Below are 14195 nucleotides of genomic sequence, written 5' to 3' on the forward strand. Positions count from 1 at the left end.
GTCCAACCGAGGGATTCTGGGGAATCATTAAATCCGAAATGTACTATCTGCAAACGTTCAAGGACGAGAAATCCCTTCGCTCGGCCATTGAGAAATACATCCATTTCTACAACTACGAGCGTTTCCAGGAGCGCTTTGAAACCCGCACTCCGATGGAAGTCCGCACGGAGGCATTAAACTCCGATACCCCTGCACTGTATCCCATTCCTGAAAATAAGCGTATTCAAAAATACAAAGAAAAGTTCGCTGCATAAACAAGCTCACCGTTCCCGAAAAAGGAAACGGCGAGCATAACCGCACTATATTTTATTTATTTCTCCGGTCTACCTTGACAGGGGCGGATCAATGTGCCTGACTTTTTTCTTGCTTTTCCGTCGTACATCGTTATTTTTTGTAAAGTATAACGTAAAATCCGGACGGAAATTGTATTTTCCGCCCGGACATGCTATGATAAAACCATCAGACCGAACGGAGGAAACTGCTTTGTTGACGATCGGAGAATACAGCAGGCCGCAAAGCCTGGATGAAGCCTATGCGCTTTGTCAAAAAAAGAATAACGTGGTGCTGGGCGGTATGCTCTGGCTTAAAATGCAGCACCGGCGGGTCGGCACGGCGATCGATCTGTGCGATCTGGGGCTTGACCGGATCGAGGAGACAGCGGACGCATACCGCATCGGGGCGATGGTGCCGCTGCGTGCGCTCGAGACGCACGCCGGTCTTGCCGCGCTGACGCAGGGCGCAATGGCCGAGGCCGTCCGCCACATTGTGGGCGTGCAGTTCCGCAACTGCGCCACGGTGGGCGGCAGCGTATGGGGGCGGTTCGGCTTTTCCGATGTGCTGACGCTGCTGCTGGCGCTGGACGCGCGGGTCGTGCTGCACCACGCGGGCGAAATGCCGCTGGCGGATTTCGCCGCCCTGCCGTGTAACACACGCGATATCCTGACGCAGATCATCCTGCCCAAAACCGGGGGACGGACGGTGTACCTTTCCCAGCGCAATATTTCAACGGATTTTCCTGTGCTGACCTGTGCACTCAGCGAACGGAACGGCGCATACACCTGTGTGATCGGCGCGCGCCCCATGCCCGCCGCAGTGTTTGCGGATGAAAAGGGCGTGCTCGCACAGGGCATCACGGAGGACAGCGCCCGCGCTTTTGCAGAGGATATCGCCGCCCGCGCGGTGCTCGGCGGCAATATGCGTGCGAGCGGGGACTACCGCCGTGCCATCTGCAAGGTGCTGGTGCGCCGCGCGGCGATGGCGCTTTCGAAGGAGGGATAAGGCATGGAGATCAAACTGACACTCAACGGTAGGCCGGTAGCTGCATCCATCGCGCCGGATACCCTGCTGCTCGATTTTGTGCGCGCACAGGGCTGTTTGTCGGTCAAGCGCGGCTGCGAAACTGCAAACTGCGGCTTATGTACCGTGCTGATGGACGGCACGCCCGTGCTTTCGTGCAGCGTGCTGGCAGCGCGTGCGGCGGGCCGCCATGTGCAGACGCTGGAGGGTTTGCAGGAGGAAGCTGCGGACTTTGCCGCTTTCATCGCCGATCAGGGTGCGGAGCAGTGCGGCTTCTGCAACCCCGGCTTTGTGATGAATACCGTAGCGCTGCTGCGTGAAAACCCCGACCCGACCGATGATGAGATCCGCGCCTATCTGGCGGGCAACCTGTGCCGCTGCTCGGGGTATGAGGGACAGCTGCGCGGCATCCGCGCTTATCTGAACAGCAAAAAGGAGGGCTGACGATGGCGAACAACTGGAAAGCGGTCGGCAGGCCGGTCCGCAAAAAGGACGCGATGCAGCTGCTGCTCGGCAAGCCTGCCTATGTGGACGATGTGACCTCGCGGGACTGTCTGGTGGTCAAGGTGCTGCGTTCTCCTCACGCCCATGCGCTGATCGAGGAGATCCGCACAGACATTGCGGAAAAGGTGCCGGGCATCGCGTGCATCTTTACATGGAAGGATGTGCCGCAAAAGCGCTTTACCATGGCGGGGCAGACCTATCCGGAGCCTTCCCCCTATGACCGGCTGATCCTCGACCGCCGCGTGCGTTTTGTGGGCGACGCGGTCGCGGTGGTCGCGGGCGAAAGCGAAAAAGCCGTCGATCAGGCGCTCGGATTGATCCGGGTGTGCTATCAGGTGCTCGAGCCGGTGCTCGACCTGCACACCGCCAAGGATAACCCGATTTTGGTGCACCCGGAGGAAAACTGGCAGTCGCTCTGTCCGGTTGGGGCGGATAACCGGCGCAACCTGTGCGCAAGCGACACCTGCAGCGACGGCGATGTGGATGCCGTGCTGGCCGACTGCGACGAGGTCGTCGAGCACACCTATCATACCAAGGCCTGCCAGCAGGCGATGATGGAGACCTTCCGCACCTATGCGGAAATGGACGCCTACGGGCGGCTGCATATCGTTTCCTCCACACAGATCGTGTTCCACGTGCGGCGTATCCTTGCCAATGCGCTGGATATCCCCAAAAGTAAGATCCATGTGGAAAAACCGCGCATCGGCGGCGGCTTCGGCGCCAAGCAGACGGTTGTGGCCGAGGTCTATCCCGCGCTGGTCACATGGAAAACCGGCCGTCCCTCTAAAATGATCTATTCCCGCGAGGAATGCCAGATCGCAGGTTCGCCGCGCCACGAAATGGAGCTGCATGTGCGTGTCGGCGCGAACCGGGACGGCGTGATCCGTGCGATCGACGTATATACCTTGTCCAACACCGGCGCATACGGCGAGCACGGCCCGACCACGGTCGGTCTGTCCGGTCATAAGTCGATCCCGCTGTACACCGGCAATCTGGAAGCCTTCCGCTTCGCGTACGACGTGGTATATACCAATGTGCAGGCGGCAGGCGCCTACCGCGGCTACGGCGCAACGCAGGGTATCTTTGCGGTGGAAAGCGCGGTCAGTGAGCTGGCCGACCGGCTGGGGATCGATCCGGTTGTCCTGCGCGAAAAGAACATGGTGCGCGAGGGACAGATCATGTCCGCTTATTATAACGAGCCGGCAAGCGCCTGTGCGCTCGACCGCTGTATGGCGCATTGCAAGGCGCTGTTCGGCTGGGAAGAAAAATATCCCGTGCGCGACATGGGGAACGGCAAGGTGCGCACCGCGGGCGTGGCGATGGCGATGCAGGGCTCGGGCATCTCCGGCGTGGATGTCGGTTCGGCAACCATCAAGCTGAGCGACGAAGGCTTTTATAACCTGTCAATCGGCGCGGCGGATATGGGCACGGGCTGCGATACCATTCTTGCGCAGATGGCAGCCGAATGTCTGGACTGCTCGGTGGATGATATCGCCGTATTCGGCGCGGATTCGGACGCTTCGCCGTATGATTCCGGTTCGTATGCCTCCTCGACCACCTATGTCACCGGCAAGGCGGTGGAAAAGGCCTGTGCGCAGCTCAAGGAAAATCTGTGCAGAATTGCGGCAGGTATGCTGGATTGTGACGTGGACGAAGTAGAATTTGCGGGCCGTACTGTTAAAAAGCTCGACGGCACGGACGAGGTTTCGCTGTTTGACATTGCCGCGAAGTCGATGTGCGGCAACGAAACCGCTGCGCAGGTGACCGTTTCGCATTCGTCGCCCATTTCGCCGCCGCCGTTTATGGTCGGCATGGTCGAGATCGAGCTGGATACCGAAACCGGTCAGGTCGATGTGCTCGATTATACCGCCGTGGTGGACTGCGGCACGCCGGTCAATCCCAACCTTGCCCGGGTGCAGACCGAGGGCGGCATCGTGCAGGGCATCGGCATGGCGCTTTTTGAGGATGTGACCTATGAACCGTCCGGACGCATCATGGAAAATTCGCTGATGCAGTATAAAATCCCGACACGGCTGGATATGGGCAGGCTGCGGGTCGAGTTTGAGTCCAGCTATGAGCAGTCGGGCCCGTTCGGCGCCAAGTCGATCGGTGAGATCGTCATCAATACCCCCTCTCCTGCCATTGCCCATGCCATTGCCCACGCGACCGGTGTGTGGCACCGCACGCTGCCTATTACCCCGGAAAAGGTGCTGCGCGGCATCCAAAGCAGCCGGAAATGACGCATATCCTATATTTGGCCGCAGGAAACAGCCGCCGCTTCGGGGAAAACAAGCTGCTTTACTCATTAGGCGGCAAACCGCTTTACCGGCATGGGCTGGATACGCTGGCCGCCGCGGCACAGCAGCGCACGGACTGTACGCTGACCGTGGTATCCCGCCACCGTGCGGTGCTGGATGGTGCGGCGGCGCAGCACATCCGCACGGTATACAGCCCGGAAAGCGAAAAGGGGCTGTCCTACACCATCCGCGCGGGGGTGGGTGCGCTCGATTTGCAGCAAACGGATTTCATCCTGTGCGCGGCGGCGGACCAGCCCTACCTTTCGGTGCAGACGGTGCTCCGCCTGCTGGATGCCGCCCGCCCCGGTGTTGCCTGCGCCCGTGTCTGCTGGGGGGAACAGCGCGGCAATCCGGCGCTGTTTTCCGCCGCGCTTGTCCCGGCGCTGCGTGCGCTGACCGGAGATGAGGGCGGCCGCGTACTGCTGCGGCGCGGGGACTGTGTGCCGGTTTTTGCGGCATCCGCGCGCGAGCTGTGGGATGTGGATACCAAAGCCCAGCTATGCCCGCCGCCGCAGGCATAGCCGCTGCCGGATAGAAAAAACGGATGGACACGGGCTGTTCCTTCCCGGGAAATGGGGAGATTCTGCCTGATTTTTGGTGATTTCCTACGAAAAATTCCTGCGTAAGCGATAAAACTTTACGGGCGCAGATGCGATCCCCCTTCCCTCCTTGGACTGATTCTGCATGTAAAACACCTCCCCTCGTTATTTTAACGAGGGGAGGTGTTTTCGCAGATAATGACTGACTGATAAACCGGGATTTTTTACAGAATCGTTCACCTGACTCAGAGAATGTTTTGTATCTCCCTTAATGATGATACGTTGATGATACGTTATAATTTACTTTCATTCCGCATGGAATATTTTTTTGATCAGGATTGTAGAAGCATGTCTGCATTCCAAATTGAATTCCTCCTAACATATCAGATGACAGGGAATCCCCTATTATCATAATCTCATAAGGCTGAATTTTCTATTCTGTTTTTGCATTCAAACGATTGATACAAGTGCTAAAGAAGGTTTCAGAAGGTTTTGAACTGCCGATTTCTTCTGAGATAAACAAATCTGAAAAATATGGCAGCATTCCGCTTATTTTCAGTCTGTTCACTTGCTGCATATAGGGACCGTTGCTGGCAACACAAAGAATATATTTGCTGTGTAGATATTTCACCAATTCCATTGCACCGTTTTCGGGAATCGCACTTTCAAACAAACACTCTTGAAAGTATTTTTCAAACGCTATCCCATCAGCCGATATCCCCAAATATTCAAAGATCATATTCCAGCGTTTTTTCTGTAATTCTTTAAAGTCTAATTTCCCCTTTTCAATTAACTGCCATAAGTCAGTATTTATTTGATTAAAAACAGAGAACATTCTATCTTCATATGTTCCTATTTCAAATTTTTCAAATCCACTTTTCATGGATTCCTTCGCATACGCATTAAAACTTAACAGAGTATTATCAATATCGAATAAAATAACCTTTAACATATCGTATTCTCCACAAATTTTAATTTATTGTTTTATCTACTCTATCATAAGTTTTTGCTCCGTTCAATGCATAGTAACATGGACAGAGTTGAAACCCATCAAACCAAATGTAAAAATGGAGCGGACACCGCCCGTCTTGCCAAACCGCAGCAAATATGCTATGCTAAATAACCGTGAGGTATATGCTCATAATATGGTTGAGCGTTTCTACCAACTGCCGTAAATGGTTGACTACCGGTTTTCACAGCCAGTAGTCTACCATTTTATTTTTTGGGAGGAAATAAACGATGAATTATGATGTAATGATCATCGGCGCAGGCCCGGGCGGTATTTTTTCGGCGTATGAGCTGGTGCAGCGCGACCCCTCGCTGCGGGTGGCGGTGTTTGAATCCGGCCACCGGCTGGACCGGCGCACCTGCCCGATCGACGGGGACAAGGTCAAATCCTGCGTGCACTGCCCGGTCTGCTCGATTATGAGCGGTTTTGGCGGCGCGGGCGCTTTTTCGGACGGCAAGTATAATATCACCAATGATTTCGGCGGCACGCTGCACGAGTATATCGGCAAGCAGAAGGCACTGGAGCTGATGCACTATGTGGACGAGATCAATATGCGCTACGGCGGCGAAGGCACCAAAATGTATTCCACCGCGGGCAGCGATTTGAAAAAGGTGTGTATGCAGAACGACCTGCACCTGCTCAACGCTTCCGTGCGGCATCTGGGCACGGATATCAACTATGTGGTGCTCGGCCATCTATATGATTTTCTCAAGGATAAGGTAACGTTTTATTTTGATATGCCGGTCGATACGGTCGAGGCAGCAGCGGACGGTTACCGCATCCGCTGCGCGGCGGGCGAATACACCGGCAGACAGTGCATCATCTCGGTCGGCCGCAGCGGCAGCAAGTGGATGGAGCGTGTCTGCCATGAAATGGGCATTGAAACCCAGTCCAACCGTGTGGATATCGGCGTGCGCGTCGAGCTGCCCGCGGAGATATTCGCCCACCTGACCGATGAGCTGTATGAAAGCAAGATCGTGTACCGCACACCCAAATACGGTGACCGCGTGCGCACCTTCTGCATGAATCCGCGCGGCGCGGTCGTTACCGAAAACACCAACGGCATTGTAACGGTCAACGGCCACAGCTATGAGGATCCCGCCCGGCAGACCGGCAACACCAACTTTGCCCTGCTGGTGGCCAAGCACTTTTCCGAACCGTTCAAGGATTCCAACGGCTATGGCGAAAGCATTGCCCGGCTGAGCAACATGCTGGGCGGCGGCGTGATGGTGCAGCGTTTCGGCGACCTGATCCGCGGGCAGCGCAGCACTCCCTCGCGCATCGAGGAATCCTTCACCGTGCCGACGCTGAACGCCAGCCCGGGCGATCTGAGTTTGGTGCTGCCCAAGCGGATTCTGGACGGCATCATCGAAATGATCTACGCGCTGGATAAGGTCGCGCCCGGCACTGCCAACGACGATACCCTGCTCTACGGCGTAGAGGTCAAGTTCTATAACATGGAGGTCGCGGTCGGCCCGGATCTGCAGACCCGCTACCCCGGCCTGTATATCATCGGCGACGGCAGCGGCATTACCCATTCGCTGTCGCACGCATCTGCCAGCGGCGTGTATGTGGCACGACAGATCGCCGGGGATGCCCGCTGAACCGTACCGCACAGAAAGGAGCATACCGCTTTGCAACAGATCCTTTTGATCGCCACGGGCGGCACGATTGCCTGCCGGGAAACCGCACAGGGACTGGCCCCTGTGCTGGACGGTGCTGCCCTGCTGCAGGAGCTGCCTGCACTCCGTGCGTGGTGCACGGTTTCGGTCTGCGATCTGCTGCGGTTGGATTCGACCGACCTGACCGCCGGTGACCGGATGCAGATCGCCCGAACAGTATGGGAAAACCGCGCACGGTATGATGGGTTCGTCATCGCGCACGGCACGGATACGCTGTCCTACACCGCCGCCCTGCTGCACCATGTCCTGCGTGAAATCGACAAACCGGTCATCCTGACCGGCTCGATGCTGCCCATGGGAGCGCCCGGCTCGGACGCGCCGCGCAACCTGCTGGATGCCTGCCGCACGGCGGTATCCGGCCGCGCCGGTGTATTTGCAGTGCTGCACGGCAAGGTGATCGAGGGCTGCCGCGTGATCAAACGCCACTCCTCCGAAATGGATGCGTTTCTCTCCGCCGGTACGCCGCCTGCCGCTGCCATCAACCCGGACGGTACGCTGACATGGCAGGCGCCGCCGCAGCCGCCGGGCACGCCATCGCTGGTTCAGCAGATCGATCCCCATGTGCTGCTGGTCAAGCTGATCCCTGATTTGGCGCCGTCCTTTTTTCAGGCGCTGCACGGATATCCCCATGTGATCATAGAGACCTTCGGTGCGGGCGGTGTGCCCGCACGGTTGGAGGATGCGGTGCGCGGACTGATCCGCAGCGGTACGCGCGTGTACATCACCAGCCAGTGCACAGAAGGCGGCGCGGATCTGCATAAATATGAGGTGGGCCGCCGTGCCGAGAAAATGGGGGCAGTCTCCCTTGGCTTACGCACGACCGAGGACGCTCTTGCCGCCGTGATGTGCGGGGAACTGTAACACAGGGTTATAAAATATCCACAGCCTGTGCATACTTCTTCAAAAGGAAGGAGGGTTTGCCATGCAGGTAGAAATTGACCGCGGCGGCTGCATTTCGTGCGGCCTGTGCGAAGCCACCTGCCCGGCGGTGTTCCGCATTGCGGAAGATGGGCTGGCTGAGGCCTATCACCAGCCTGCGGACGATGCCGAGCGGGACGGTGCGCAGGCCGCTGCGGCGCAGTGCCCGGTATCGGTCATCCACACCACGGCATAAGCCGGAAATACCGATATGCCTCCGGAAACCGCTCGGATGCAGAAAAAAAGTTCCCGTTAGGGAACTTTTTTGCGACAGGCGAAAAACTTTGCTTTTCCGACGATCTGTGTTTGGGTTTTGCCTGTCACGGGCGGGAAAAGTTCCTGTATGCAAGCTTTTACTCTCTCAAAATATAAAAGCTGAGGATGGATGTCCTCAGCTTTTATGTATTGATGCTCAAATATCGGCTGCCATGCCACGCGGCGCTTAGTCGCGGAACTGCACGGTTTGGGATGCCGCGTCCATGCCGTCTACAATGGCAAGCGATTCGACGCGCAGACCCTTTTCCCGCAGCAGCTGACCGCCGTGCTGGAAGCCCTTTTCAATAACAATGCCGATCCCTGCCACCTGTGCGTGCGCTTCCTCGATGATTTGGCACAGGCCGAGCGCGGCACAGCCGTTGGCGAGGAAATCATCGATGATGAGCACGCGCTCACCCGGCTGCAAAAAACGGCTGGCAACGATAACCTCGTACTTCCGCTTATGGGTAAAGGATTCGATCGGCGCGGACAGCATTTCCCCGTCCAGATTGATCGACTGGGTCTTTTTTGCAAATACAACGGGCACATGGAAATACTGCGCCGCAATCGCCGCAATGCCAATGCCCGAGGATTCGATGGTCAGGATCTTATCCACCTGTACATCCGCGAAGCGGCGGCGGAATTCCTTGCCCATTTCGTTGAACAGCTCGATATCCATTTGGTGATTGAGGAAATTATCCACCTTGAGCACGTTGCCCTCTTTGATCACACCGTCTTTTCTGATGCGTTCCTTCAACAGTTCCATGCTATCCATCCTTATCCGTACTGCGTTTCTGTTATAGATAAGCATACCATTTTTTTTGCGCAGTGTATAGCTTTTTTCCGGATAGCGGTTATTTTGCTTGACTATAATACGAATTCGTATTATAATATTTTCAGTTCTGATTCGTACTGTGAGGGAATGCCATGAACACGGCAGCCCGTCTGCCGGCTGCGCCGAGCGGATTCCCGTTTGAGCAAAGGAGTGCATAGAATGTCAAAGGATCGCGAAAAAGTACGCCGCCTGATGGTGTCGATCAACCGGATCGACGGGATCTGGTACCGTCTGGCGCGCCGGAGCGGGGTCAAGGTCAACATGCTTTCGCTGCTGTTTGCGCTGGATGACGGTACACCCCGCACACAGAAGCAGATCTGTGAAGAATGGATCATCCCCAAAACCACTATCAATACCATTGTAAAGGAATGTGTGGCGGCAGGCTATGTCAGGCTGCTGCAAAACGGGCATTCCCGCGAAAAGCTGCTTTATCTCACCCCGGAAGGGCAGGCATATGCCCAAAAGGCGCTCCGGCTGTTTTATCAGGTGGAAAACGCCGCCATGGAGCGCACGCTGCAAAGCTGCTCGCCCGCGTTTATCGAGGACATCGGCCGCTATGCGGAAAACCTGCGTGAGGAAGCGGAAAAAGCTGACGCAATATTGTAATCGGAAAAGGACGCTGTATCATGTTATCCCATATCAAATGGAAAAATGTAATGTTATGTATAGCCGGCAGTGCGATTTTATCCTTTGGCCTGTATAATATTCACGCGCTGTCCGGCGTGACCGAGGGCGGCATCCTCGGCATGACGCTGCTGCTCAACCATTGGCTGCATTTGTCGCCTGCGGTTTCCGGCTTTTTGATGAACGCGGCCTGCTACATTCTGGGCTGGCGGATGCTGGGACGGTCGTTCGTGTATTATTCGATTGTGGCAGGCGGCGGATTCTCGCTGTTTTACGCGGTTTTCGAGCAGTTCCCGCCGATCTGGCCGCAGCTTGCGGATATGCCGCTGACGGCGGCGCTGGTGGGTGCGGTATTCGTCGGTGTGGGGTGCGGGCTATGCGTGCGTGCAGGCGGCGCCCCCGGCGGGGACGATGCGCTGGCCATGGTGGTCAGCAAGGCGGTCGGGTGCGATATCCGCTGGGCGTATCTTGCCAGCGATCTGATCGTGCTGGCGCTGTCCCTATCCTATCTGGATTTTAAGCGGATCGCACTGTCGCTGCTGACCGTGCTGCTTTCCGGGCAGATCATCGGTCTGCTGCAGAAAAACAGTCTGGCTCGCATTACCCGACGCAGGGAGATGTCCCGGGAAGGGCGGGAATGATGATTTCCCGCAGCTGGAACGATTCCGGTAATTTCTACTTATTGGCATATTTCTGCTGAAAGTATTGTGGAAATCACGAAAAATACCCTTGTATGAAGGTAGGAAAACGCGAAAAGTGACAAAAAGCGAATTATGATATAGACAAACCGGAAAACTGCTGATATAATGCTGCAAAACCGCAAAAAAGGAGTGAAAACGTATCATGCGCTATTTGACCGTGTATGAGGCAGCAAGGCTTTGGCATATCGACGTGAATGTGCTGAAAGAGCGGTGCGCGTGCGGCGTGATCGCAGGCGCACGGTGCCAGAATCAAATCTGGATGATCCCTATGCACCTGTCCTGACTCCTACCCAGCGGCAGCAGCCGCAGAATCCGGAACAGCAAACCGCCCGTCCCCTCTGCCGGCAAGGCAGAGGGAGCGGGCGGTTTTTTGTTGCAGCCGGTGCGCCTTATGCAAGCGGCGCGGCGGCTTTTTTGGGGCTGCCGTTGTCAAACGGCTGCTCGAACCGGTAGTGCATGAGCCAGCCCGAGGCAAACTGCGCAGCATATTGTCCGGCAAGCGAGGCCGCCCGGATGCGGGCCAGGCCGAACAGCTCGGGCACTGAGTCGGTGCGGGTCTGTGCGGGGGGCCACAGGTTGTGCCACGGTGCGTGCTGCTCGTTGAGGGCATCCCAGCCCGGCTGCTCGATCTTCATGTGGCCGCTCAGCAGGGCGCCGCGGCCGGCCAGACGCTCAAGCCGCTGTGCGGTGCGGTAAACGGCGCGGTGGTCGCTGTACAGGAAGCTCTCCCACGAGAGCATTTCATCCAGCGCGCAGCGCAGCTCGTGCGGGGCGACCTGTACGCCGTATACCTTGTGCAGCACAACATGCAGCAATACGGAAAGCACGGCTTTTTCTTCCGCCGGCAGAGAGTACAGATCCTCGGGCGCAAACGTGGTCACCGCAGCGCCGCGCACCCGTTCGTACAGCAGATAGTCGATATCGCTTTCGATCTGGCAGTGCACCGCAGAAGCAGACAGCTTGGCATCTGCCGAGCGGATCTGCTCCTGCCGGCAGTAAACATAGGGATGGATCTCGCTGTCCAGCGCATAATGGCAGAGGAAGCCGTAAAAATATGCCGCTGCGATCTCCTGCGCGGCGCCGGTCAGGCAGTGTACGGCCTGCGCAAAGGCTGCGAACAGCTCGTCCGTCTGTTCGCTGTGCATCCGGTTGCCCAGCTTGTGCAGCGGGCTGCCGAGTAGTATTTTGCGGTAAAACAGCGGGTCAGGTCCTTGACAGCCCCAGCGGAAGCTGACCGGATGCTTTTTCGCCAGCTCCTGCACCGGCGCGGGGAATACGGCGAGCGCCTGTTCGCCAAACAAATGATGAGAAACAAAATCCGCCATAAAAAGCCCTCCTTTGCGGGTGGTGATGTGTTATTTCAGCCTGTCGAAAAAGTCTTTGCGCGAGCCGCGCACATGGAATAGAAAATTGCAGCAAGCCGTAATTTTCATAAAACAAATCGCCCGAATATACGAACTCTTTATAAGCTATTAAATGTCCATACAGCATGGTGTTGCCCGTGTTTTATGGAACTTTTCAAGGAAGATACTTCACATTTCTTCGCCCCGCTTTTTATAACTTTGCCGTAAAAAGTGGTATATAAAGTGGTAAACCGTTTTCTTGAAGTTATGCGATCAATTTTACCACTTCTGCCTTTACAGCATCCAATGATACATGCGCATAAAGGTTCAAAGTAATGTTGATATCCGAATGTCCCATAATATACTGTAAACTTTTCGGATTTATATTTTTATTCACAAGCCGGGTGCAGAATGTATGCCGCAGCACATGCGGGGAAATTTTCGGAAGCTGTTCCTCGTGCGTCCTGTTATACTTCTGTACTGCACGGCACAATGCTTCCTGATAGTGGTGTGCAGAGTATGGCTGCCCGGATTTATTGACGAACAAAAAATCACTGTACCCGTCTATTGTAAACGCTTCCGGTTCGCCCCGCCTTGCTAGCACACATTCAAACGCTTCGCGGGCTTCTGCACTCATCGGCACTTTGCGGATACTGCTCTTGCTTTTCGGCGTATCAATATAATAACCGCTGCCGCCCTTTTCCCAGCAAAGTTGGTGGTCGATATTGATAAGGCCGTTTTCAAAGTCTATATCCTGTACCGTCAGCCCGCAGAACTCGCCAATCCGCAGTCCTGTCCTTAACAGGATCAGGATTTCGTTGTAATAACGGTCATACGGCTTATCCTGCCTGATGAAGTCAAGCAGCACCCGTTCCTGTCTTTCTGTCAGGGCAGACCGCACATTAACCTCGTTCCTTATCACAGTGTTAAGTGCAAAGTCAAACGGATTTTTCCGCAGCCACCCATCAGACACCGCCATTTGAAATGCGGCCTTGAGCGACCGTCTGGTATTGTTGATCACACGGTAGGAAAGCCCTTTCCCCTGCATCCGCAGCGCCCATTCCTGCGCATCAGAAGGCTTCACACAGGAGATCGGCTTTGCACCAAGCAAATCCTCTGCTATCAACTTGGCCGTGTACTGCCTGTTTCCTTTTGTGCTGCGCTTGACATTGCTCCGCAAGGTAGTAAACCTCGTATACAGCTCACCCACTGTCATCCTGCTGCCGGATGTACTGACGCCATCCGAGAGATTTTTCCGTATCTCCTGCTCCTTGTCGCGCAGGGCAACGCAGTCCCGCTTCCCGGCAGGTATTTTGTCCGTTGCAACCAGCTTCCATGAGTAGACGGACTGCGGTTTCCCGTCTGCATCCACATATTTGTAAAGGTATCTTCCATCTTTTCTTTGGCTCTCCCCAGTCCTGAGTACGCGGTTTTTGGAATCGCGCCGTTTTTCCGACATGGTATCGCTCCTTTCCGAATTTCAGGGAAAGAGCCTTGATACGACACAATGATTATACCACAGCAGCAGTAAGAGTACAGCCCTTTGTCCTGTATTTTATGTGGTATTTCGATTGGCGTATCAAGGCCCTTTTTTATATTACGTCCAGCGTATCGATCACCTTTTCAAACTGACGGCGCTTAATCTGGATGCGGTTGCCGTTCCGGATCAGCCACGGCGCATCCGGATTTTCCTCTGCTAATCTGCGCAGCTTGTTTTCCCCGATGCGGAAATAGCAGGCCGCTTCCTTGATCGTCAGCGTGTATTGTTCATAGACCGGGATATAGATTTCTGCCATTCGGCCACCTCCCACAACATTGCTTTTTCCCATTCCCGAAATAAAAACAGCGGTACAGGTGCAGGCATTTTGCAAACGCCCGCAGCTATACCGCTCCCTTGGTCTGGTTCTTCATGACTGTATTCCCTTTCAAAGGTTCAAAATGGTTTGCGGTTTTGCTGCTTGCTCATTACTTTTAATCGTCCCTGTGAGGGGGTAGATACTGCTTATTTGATAACCATATCCTCAATATTGCTTGTCTGCTGCTCTACAATGGTTTTCAGCCTGCTTGTCAGTTCCTTTGCCTGATATATCCCTTCCAAATGGTTTGTCCCGTTCTTCTCGTCGATCATACGGACGGCCTTGATCGTCCCTATCGTCTGTTTATCTATCCAGTTTAAGGTACGTTCCAAATCG

The 14195-nt window shown here is 55.4% G+C and carries 18 protein-coding genes and 1 riboswitch; of the genes, 11 read left to right on the forward strand and 7 right to left on the reverse strand.

Annotated elements, in window-relative coordinates:
• From T363_RS0112325 to T363_RS0112345, 5 genes are all read left to right on the forward strand, one after another.
• On the forward strand, positions 1 to 254 hold a 254-nt coding region (locus T363_RS0112325), incomplete at its 5' end, for an IS3 family transposase (protein WP_031476284.1).
• Between the two features lie 229 nt (positions 255 to 483).
• Positions 484 to 1278, forward strand: a complete 795-nt coding sequence (locus T363_RS0112330) for an FAD binding domain-containing protein (RefSeq protein ID WP_031476286.1) — start codon at positions 484 to 486, stop codon at positions 1276 to 1278.
• Between the two features lie 3 nt (positions 1279 to 1281).
• Positions 1282 to 1740 (forward strand): (2Fe-2S)-binding protein, encoded by a 459-nt coding sequence (locus T363_RS0112335; protein WP_031476288.1) that lies wholly within the window; start codon positions 1282 to 1284, stop codon positions 1738 to 1740.
• A 2-nt stretch (positions 1741 to 1742) separates the two neighbouring features.
• A complete protein-coding gene (locus T363_RS0112340; protein WP_207640629.1) occupies positions 1743 to 4040 on the forward strand; it encodes a xanthine dehydrogenase family protein molybdopterin-binding subunit in 2298 nt (765 codons plus the stop codon).
• The gene (locus T363_RS0112345; protein WP_031476292.1) at positions 4037 to 4618 is read left to right on the forward strand and encodes a nucleotidyltransferase family protein; all 582 of its coding nucleotides are present in this window, start codon (positions 4037 to 4039) and stop codon (positions 4616 to 4618) included. The genes T363_RS0112340 and T363_RS0112345 overlap by 4 nt, the downstream gene beginning before the upstream one ends.
• Before the next feature lie 286 nt (positions 4619 to 4904).
• Here the strand turns inward: T363_RS0112345 and T363_RS16845 are convergent, their stop codons facing one another.
• Positions 4905 to 5066 (reverse strand): HAD hydrolase-like protein, encoded by a 162-nt coding sequence (locus T363_RS16845; protein ID WP_407919083.1) that lies wholly within the window; start codon positions 5064 to 5066, stop codon positions 4905 to 4907.
• A 3-nt stretch (positions 5067 to 5069) separates the two neighbouring features.
• Positions 5070 to 5588, reverse strand: coding sequence for an HAD family hydrolase (locus tag T363_RS0112350; protein ID WP_031476294.1), 519 nt, complete (start codon positions 5586 to 5588; stop codon positions 5070 to 5072).
• Between the two features lie 156 nt (positions 5589 to 5744).
• Positions 5745 to 5842: riboswitch (purine riboswitch) on the forward strand.
• A 33-nt stretch (positions 5843 to 5875) separates the two neighbouring features.
• On the opposite strand from T363_RS0112350, the gene T363_RS0112355 reads away from it, so the two are divergent.
• The 3 genes from T363_RS0112355 (at position 5876) to T363_RS0112365 (ending at position 8441) form a co-directional block, all read left to right on the forward strand.
• On the forward strand, positions 5876 to 7249 hold the full coding sequence (locus T363_RS0112355) for an NAD(P)/FAD-dependent oxidoreductase (protein WP_031476296.1): 1374 nt from the start codon (positions 5876 to 5878) through the stop codon (positions 7247 to 7249).
• 30 nt (positions 7250 to 7279) lie between these two features.
• Positions 7280 to 8188: an asparaginase gene (locus T363_RS0112360; RefSeq protein WP_051643269.1), complete on the forward strand. Its 909-nt coding sequence runs from the start codon at positions 7280 to 7282 to the stop codon at positions 8186 to 8188.
• Between the two features lie 61 nt (positions 8189 to 8249).
• Positions 8250 to 8441, forward strand: a complete 192-nt coding sequence (locus T363_RS0112365; protein ID WP_031476300.1) for a ferredoxin — start codon at positions 8250 to 8252, stop codon at positions 8439 to 8441.
• A 246-nt stretch (positions 8442 to 8687) separates the two neighbouring features.
• On the opposite strand, the gene T363_RS0112370 is transcribed toward T363_RS0112365, so the two are convergent.
• The gene (locus T363_RS0112370) at positions 8688 to 9266 is read right to left on the reverse strand and encodes a xanthine phosphoribosyltransferase (RefSeq protein WP_031476302.1); all 579 of its coding nucleotides are present in this window, start codon (positions 9264 to 9266) and stop codon (positions 8688 to 8690) included.
• Between the two features lie 228 nt (positions 9267 to 9494).
• On the opposite strand from T363_RS0112370, the gene T363_RS0112375 reads away from it, so the two are divergent.
• The 3 genes from T363_RS0112375 (at position 9495) to T363_RS16115 (ending at position 10943) form a co-directional block, all read left to right on the forward strand.
• Positions 9495 to 9941 (forward strand): MarR family winged helix-turn-helix transcriptional regulator, encoded by a 447-nt coding sequence (locus T363_RS0112375; protein ID WP_031476304.1) that lies wholly within the window; start codon positions 9495 to 9497, stop codon positions 9939 to 9941.
• 50 nt (positions 9942 to 9991) lie between these two features.
• The gene (locus T363_RS0112380; RefSeq protein WP_242840277.1) at positions 9992 to 10600 is read left to right on the forward strand and encodes a YitT family protein; all 609 of its coding nucleotides are present in this window, start codon (positions 9992 to 9994) and stop codon (positions 10598 to 10600) included.
• Between the two features lie 202 nt (positions 10601 to 10802).
• Positions 10803 to 10943, forward strand: a complete 141-nt coding sequence (locus T363_RS16115) for a hypothetical protein (protein WP_154658806.1) — start codon at positions 10803 to 10805, stop codon at positions 10941 to 10943.
• Positions 10944 to 11049: 106 nt separating this feature from the next.
• Here T363_RS16115 and T363_RS0112390 read toward each other — a convergent pair whose 3' ends face one another.
• The 4 genes from T363_RS0112390 to T363_RS16300 all read right to left on the reverse strand — a co-directional run.
• Positions 11050 to 11985 (reverse strand): zinc dependent phospholipase C family protein, encoded by a 936-nt coding sequence (locus T363_RS0112390; protein WP_031476308.1) that lies wholly within the window; start codon positions 11983 to 11985, stop codon positions 11050 to 11052.
• 283 nt (positions 11986 to 12268) lie between these two features.
• Positions 12269 to 13462, reverse strand: coding sequence for a site-specific integrase (locus T363_RS0112395; RefSeq protein WP_031473431.1), 1194 nt, complete (start codon positions 13460 to 13462; stop codon positions 12269 to 12271).
• A 133-nt stretch (positions 13463 to 13595) separates the two neighbouring features.
• The gene (locus tag T363_RS0112400; RefSeq protein ID WP_031473433.1) at positions 13596 to 13799 is read right to left on the reverse strand and encodes an excisionase; all 204 of its coding nucleotides are present in this window, start codon (positions 13797 to 13799) and stop codon (positions 13596 to 13598) included.
• Between the two features lie 206 nt (positions 13800 to 14005).
• On the reverse strand, positions 14006 to 14195 hold a 190-nt coding region (locus T363_RS16300), incomplete at its 5' end, for a hypothetical protein (RefSeq protein ID WP_031473434.1).

The sequence above is a fragment of the Agathobaculum desmolans ATCC 43058 genome, assembly GCF_000701665.1.
In the GTDB taxonomy this organism is placed as follows: Bacteria; Bacillota; Clostridia; order Oscillospirales; family Butyricicoccaceae; genus Agathobaculum; species Agathobaculum desmolans.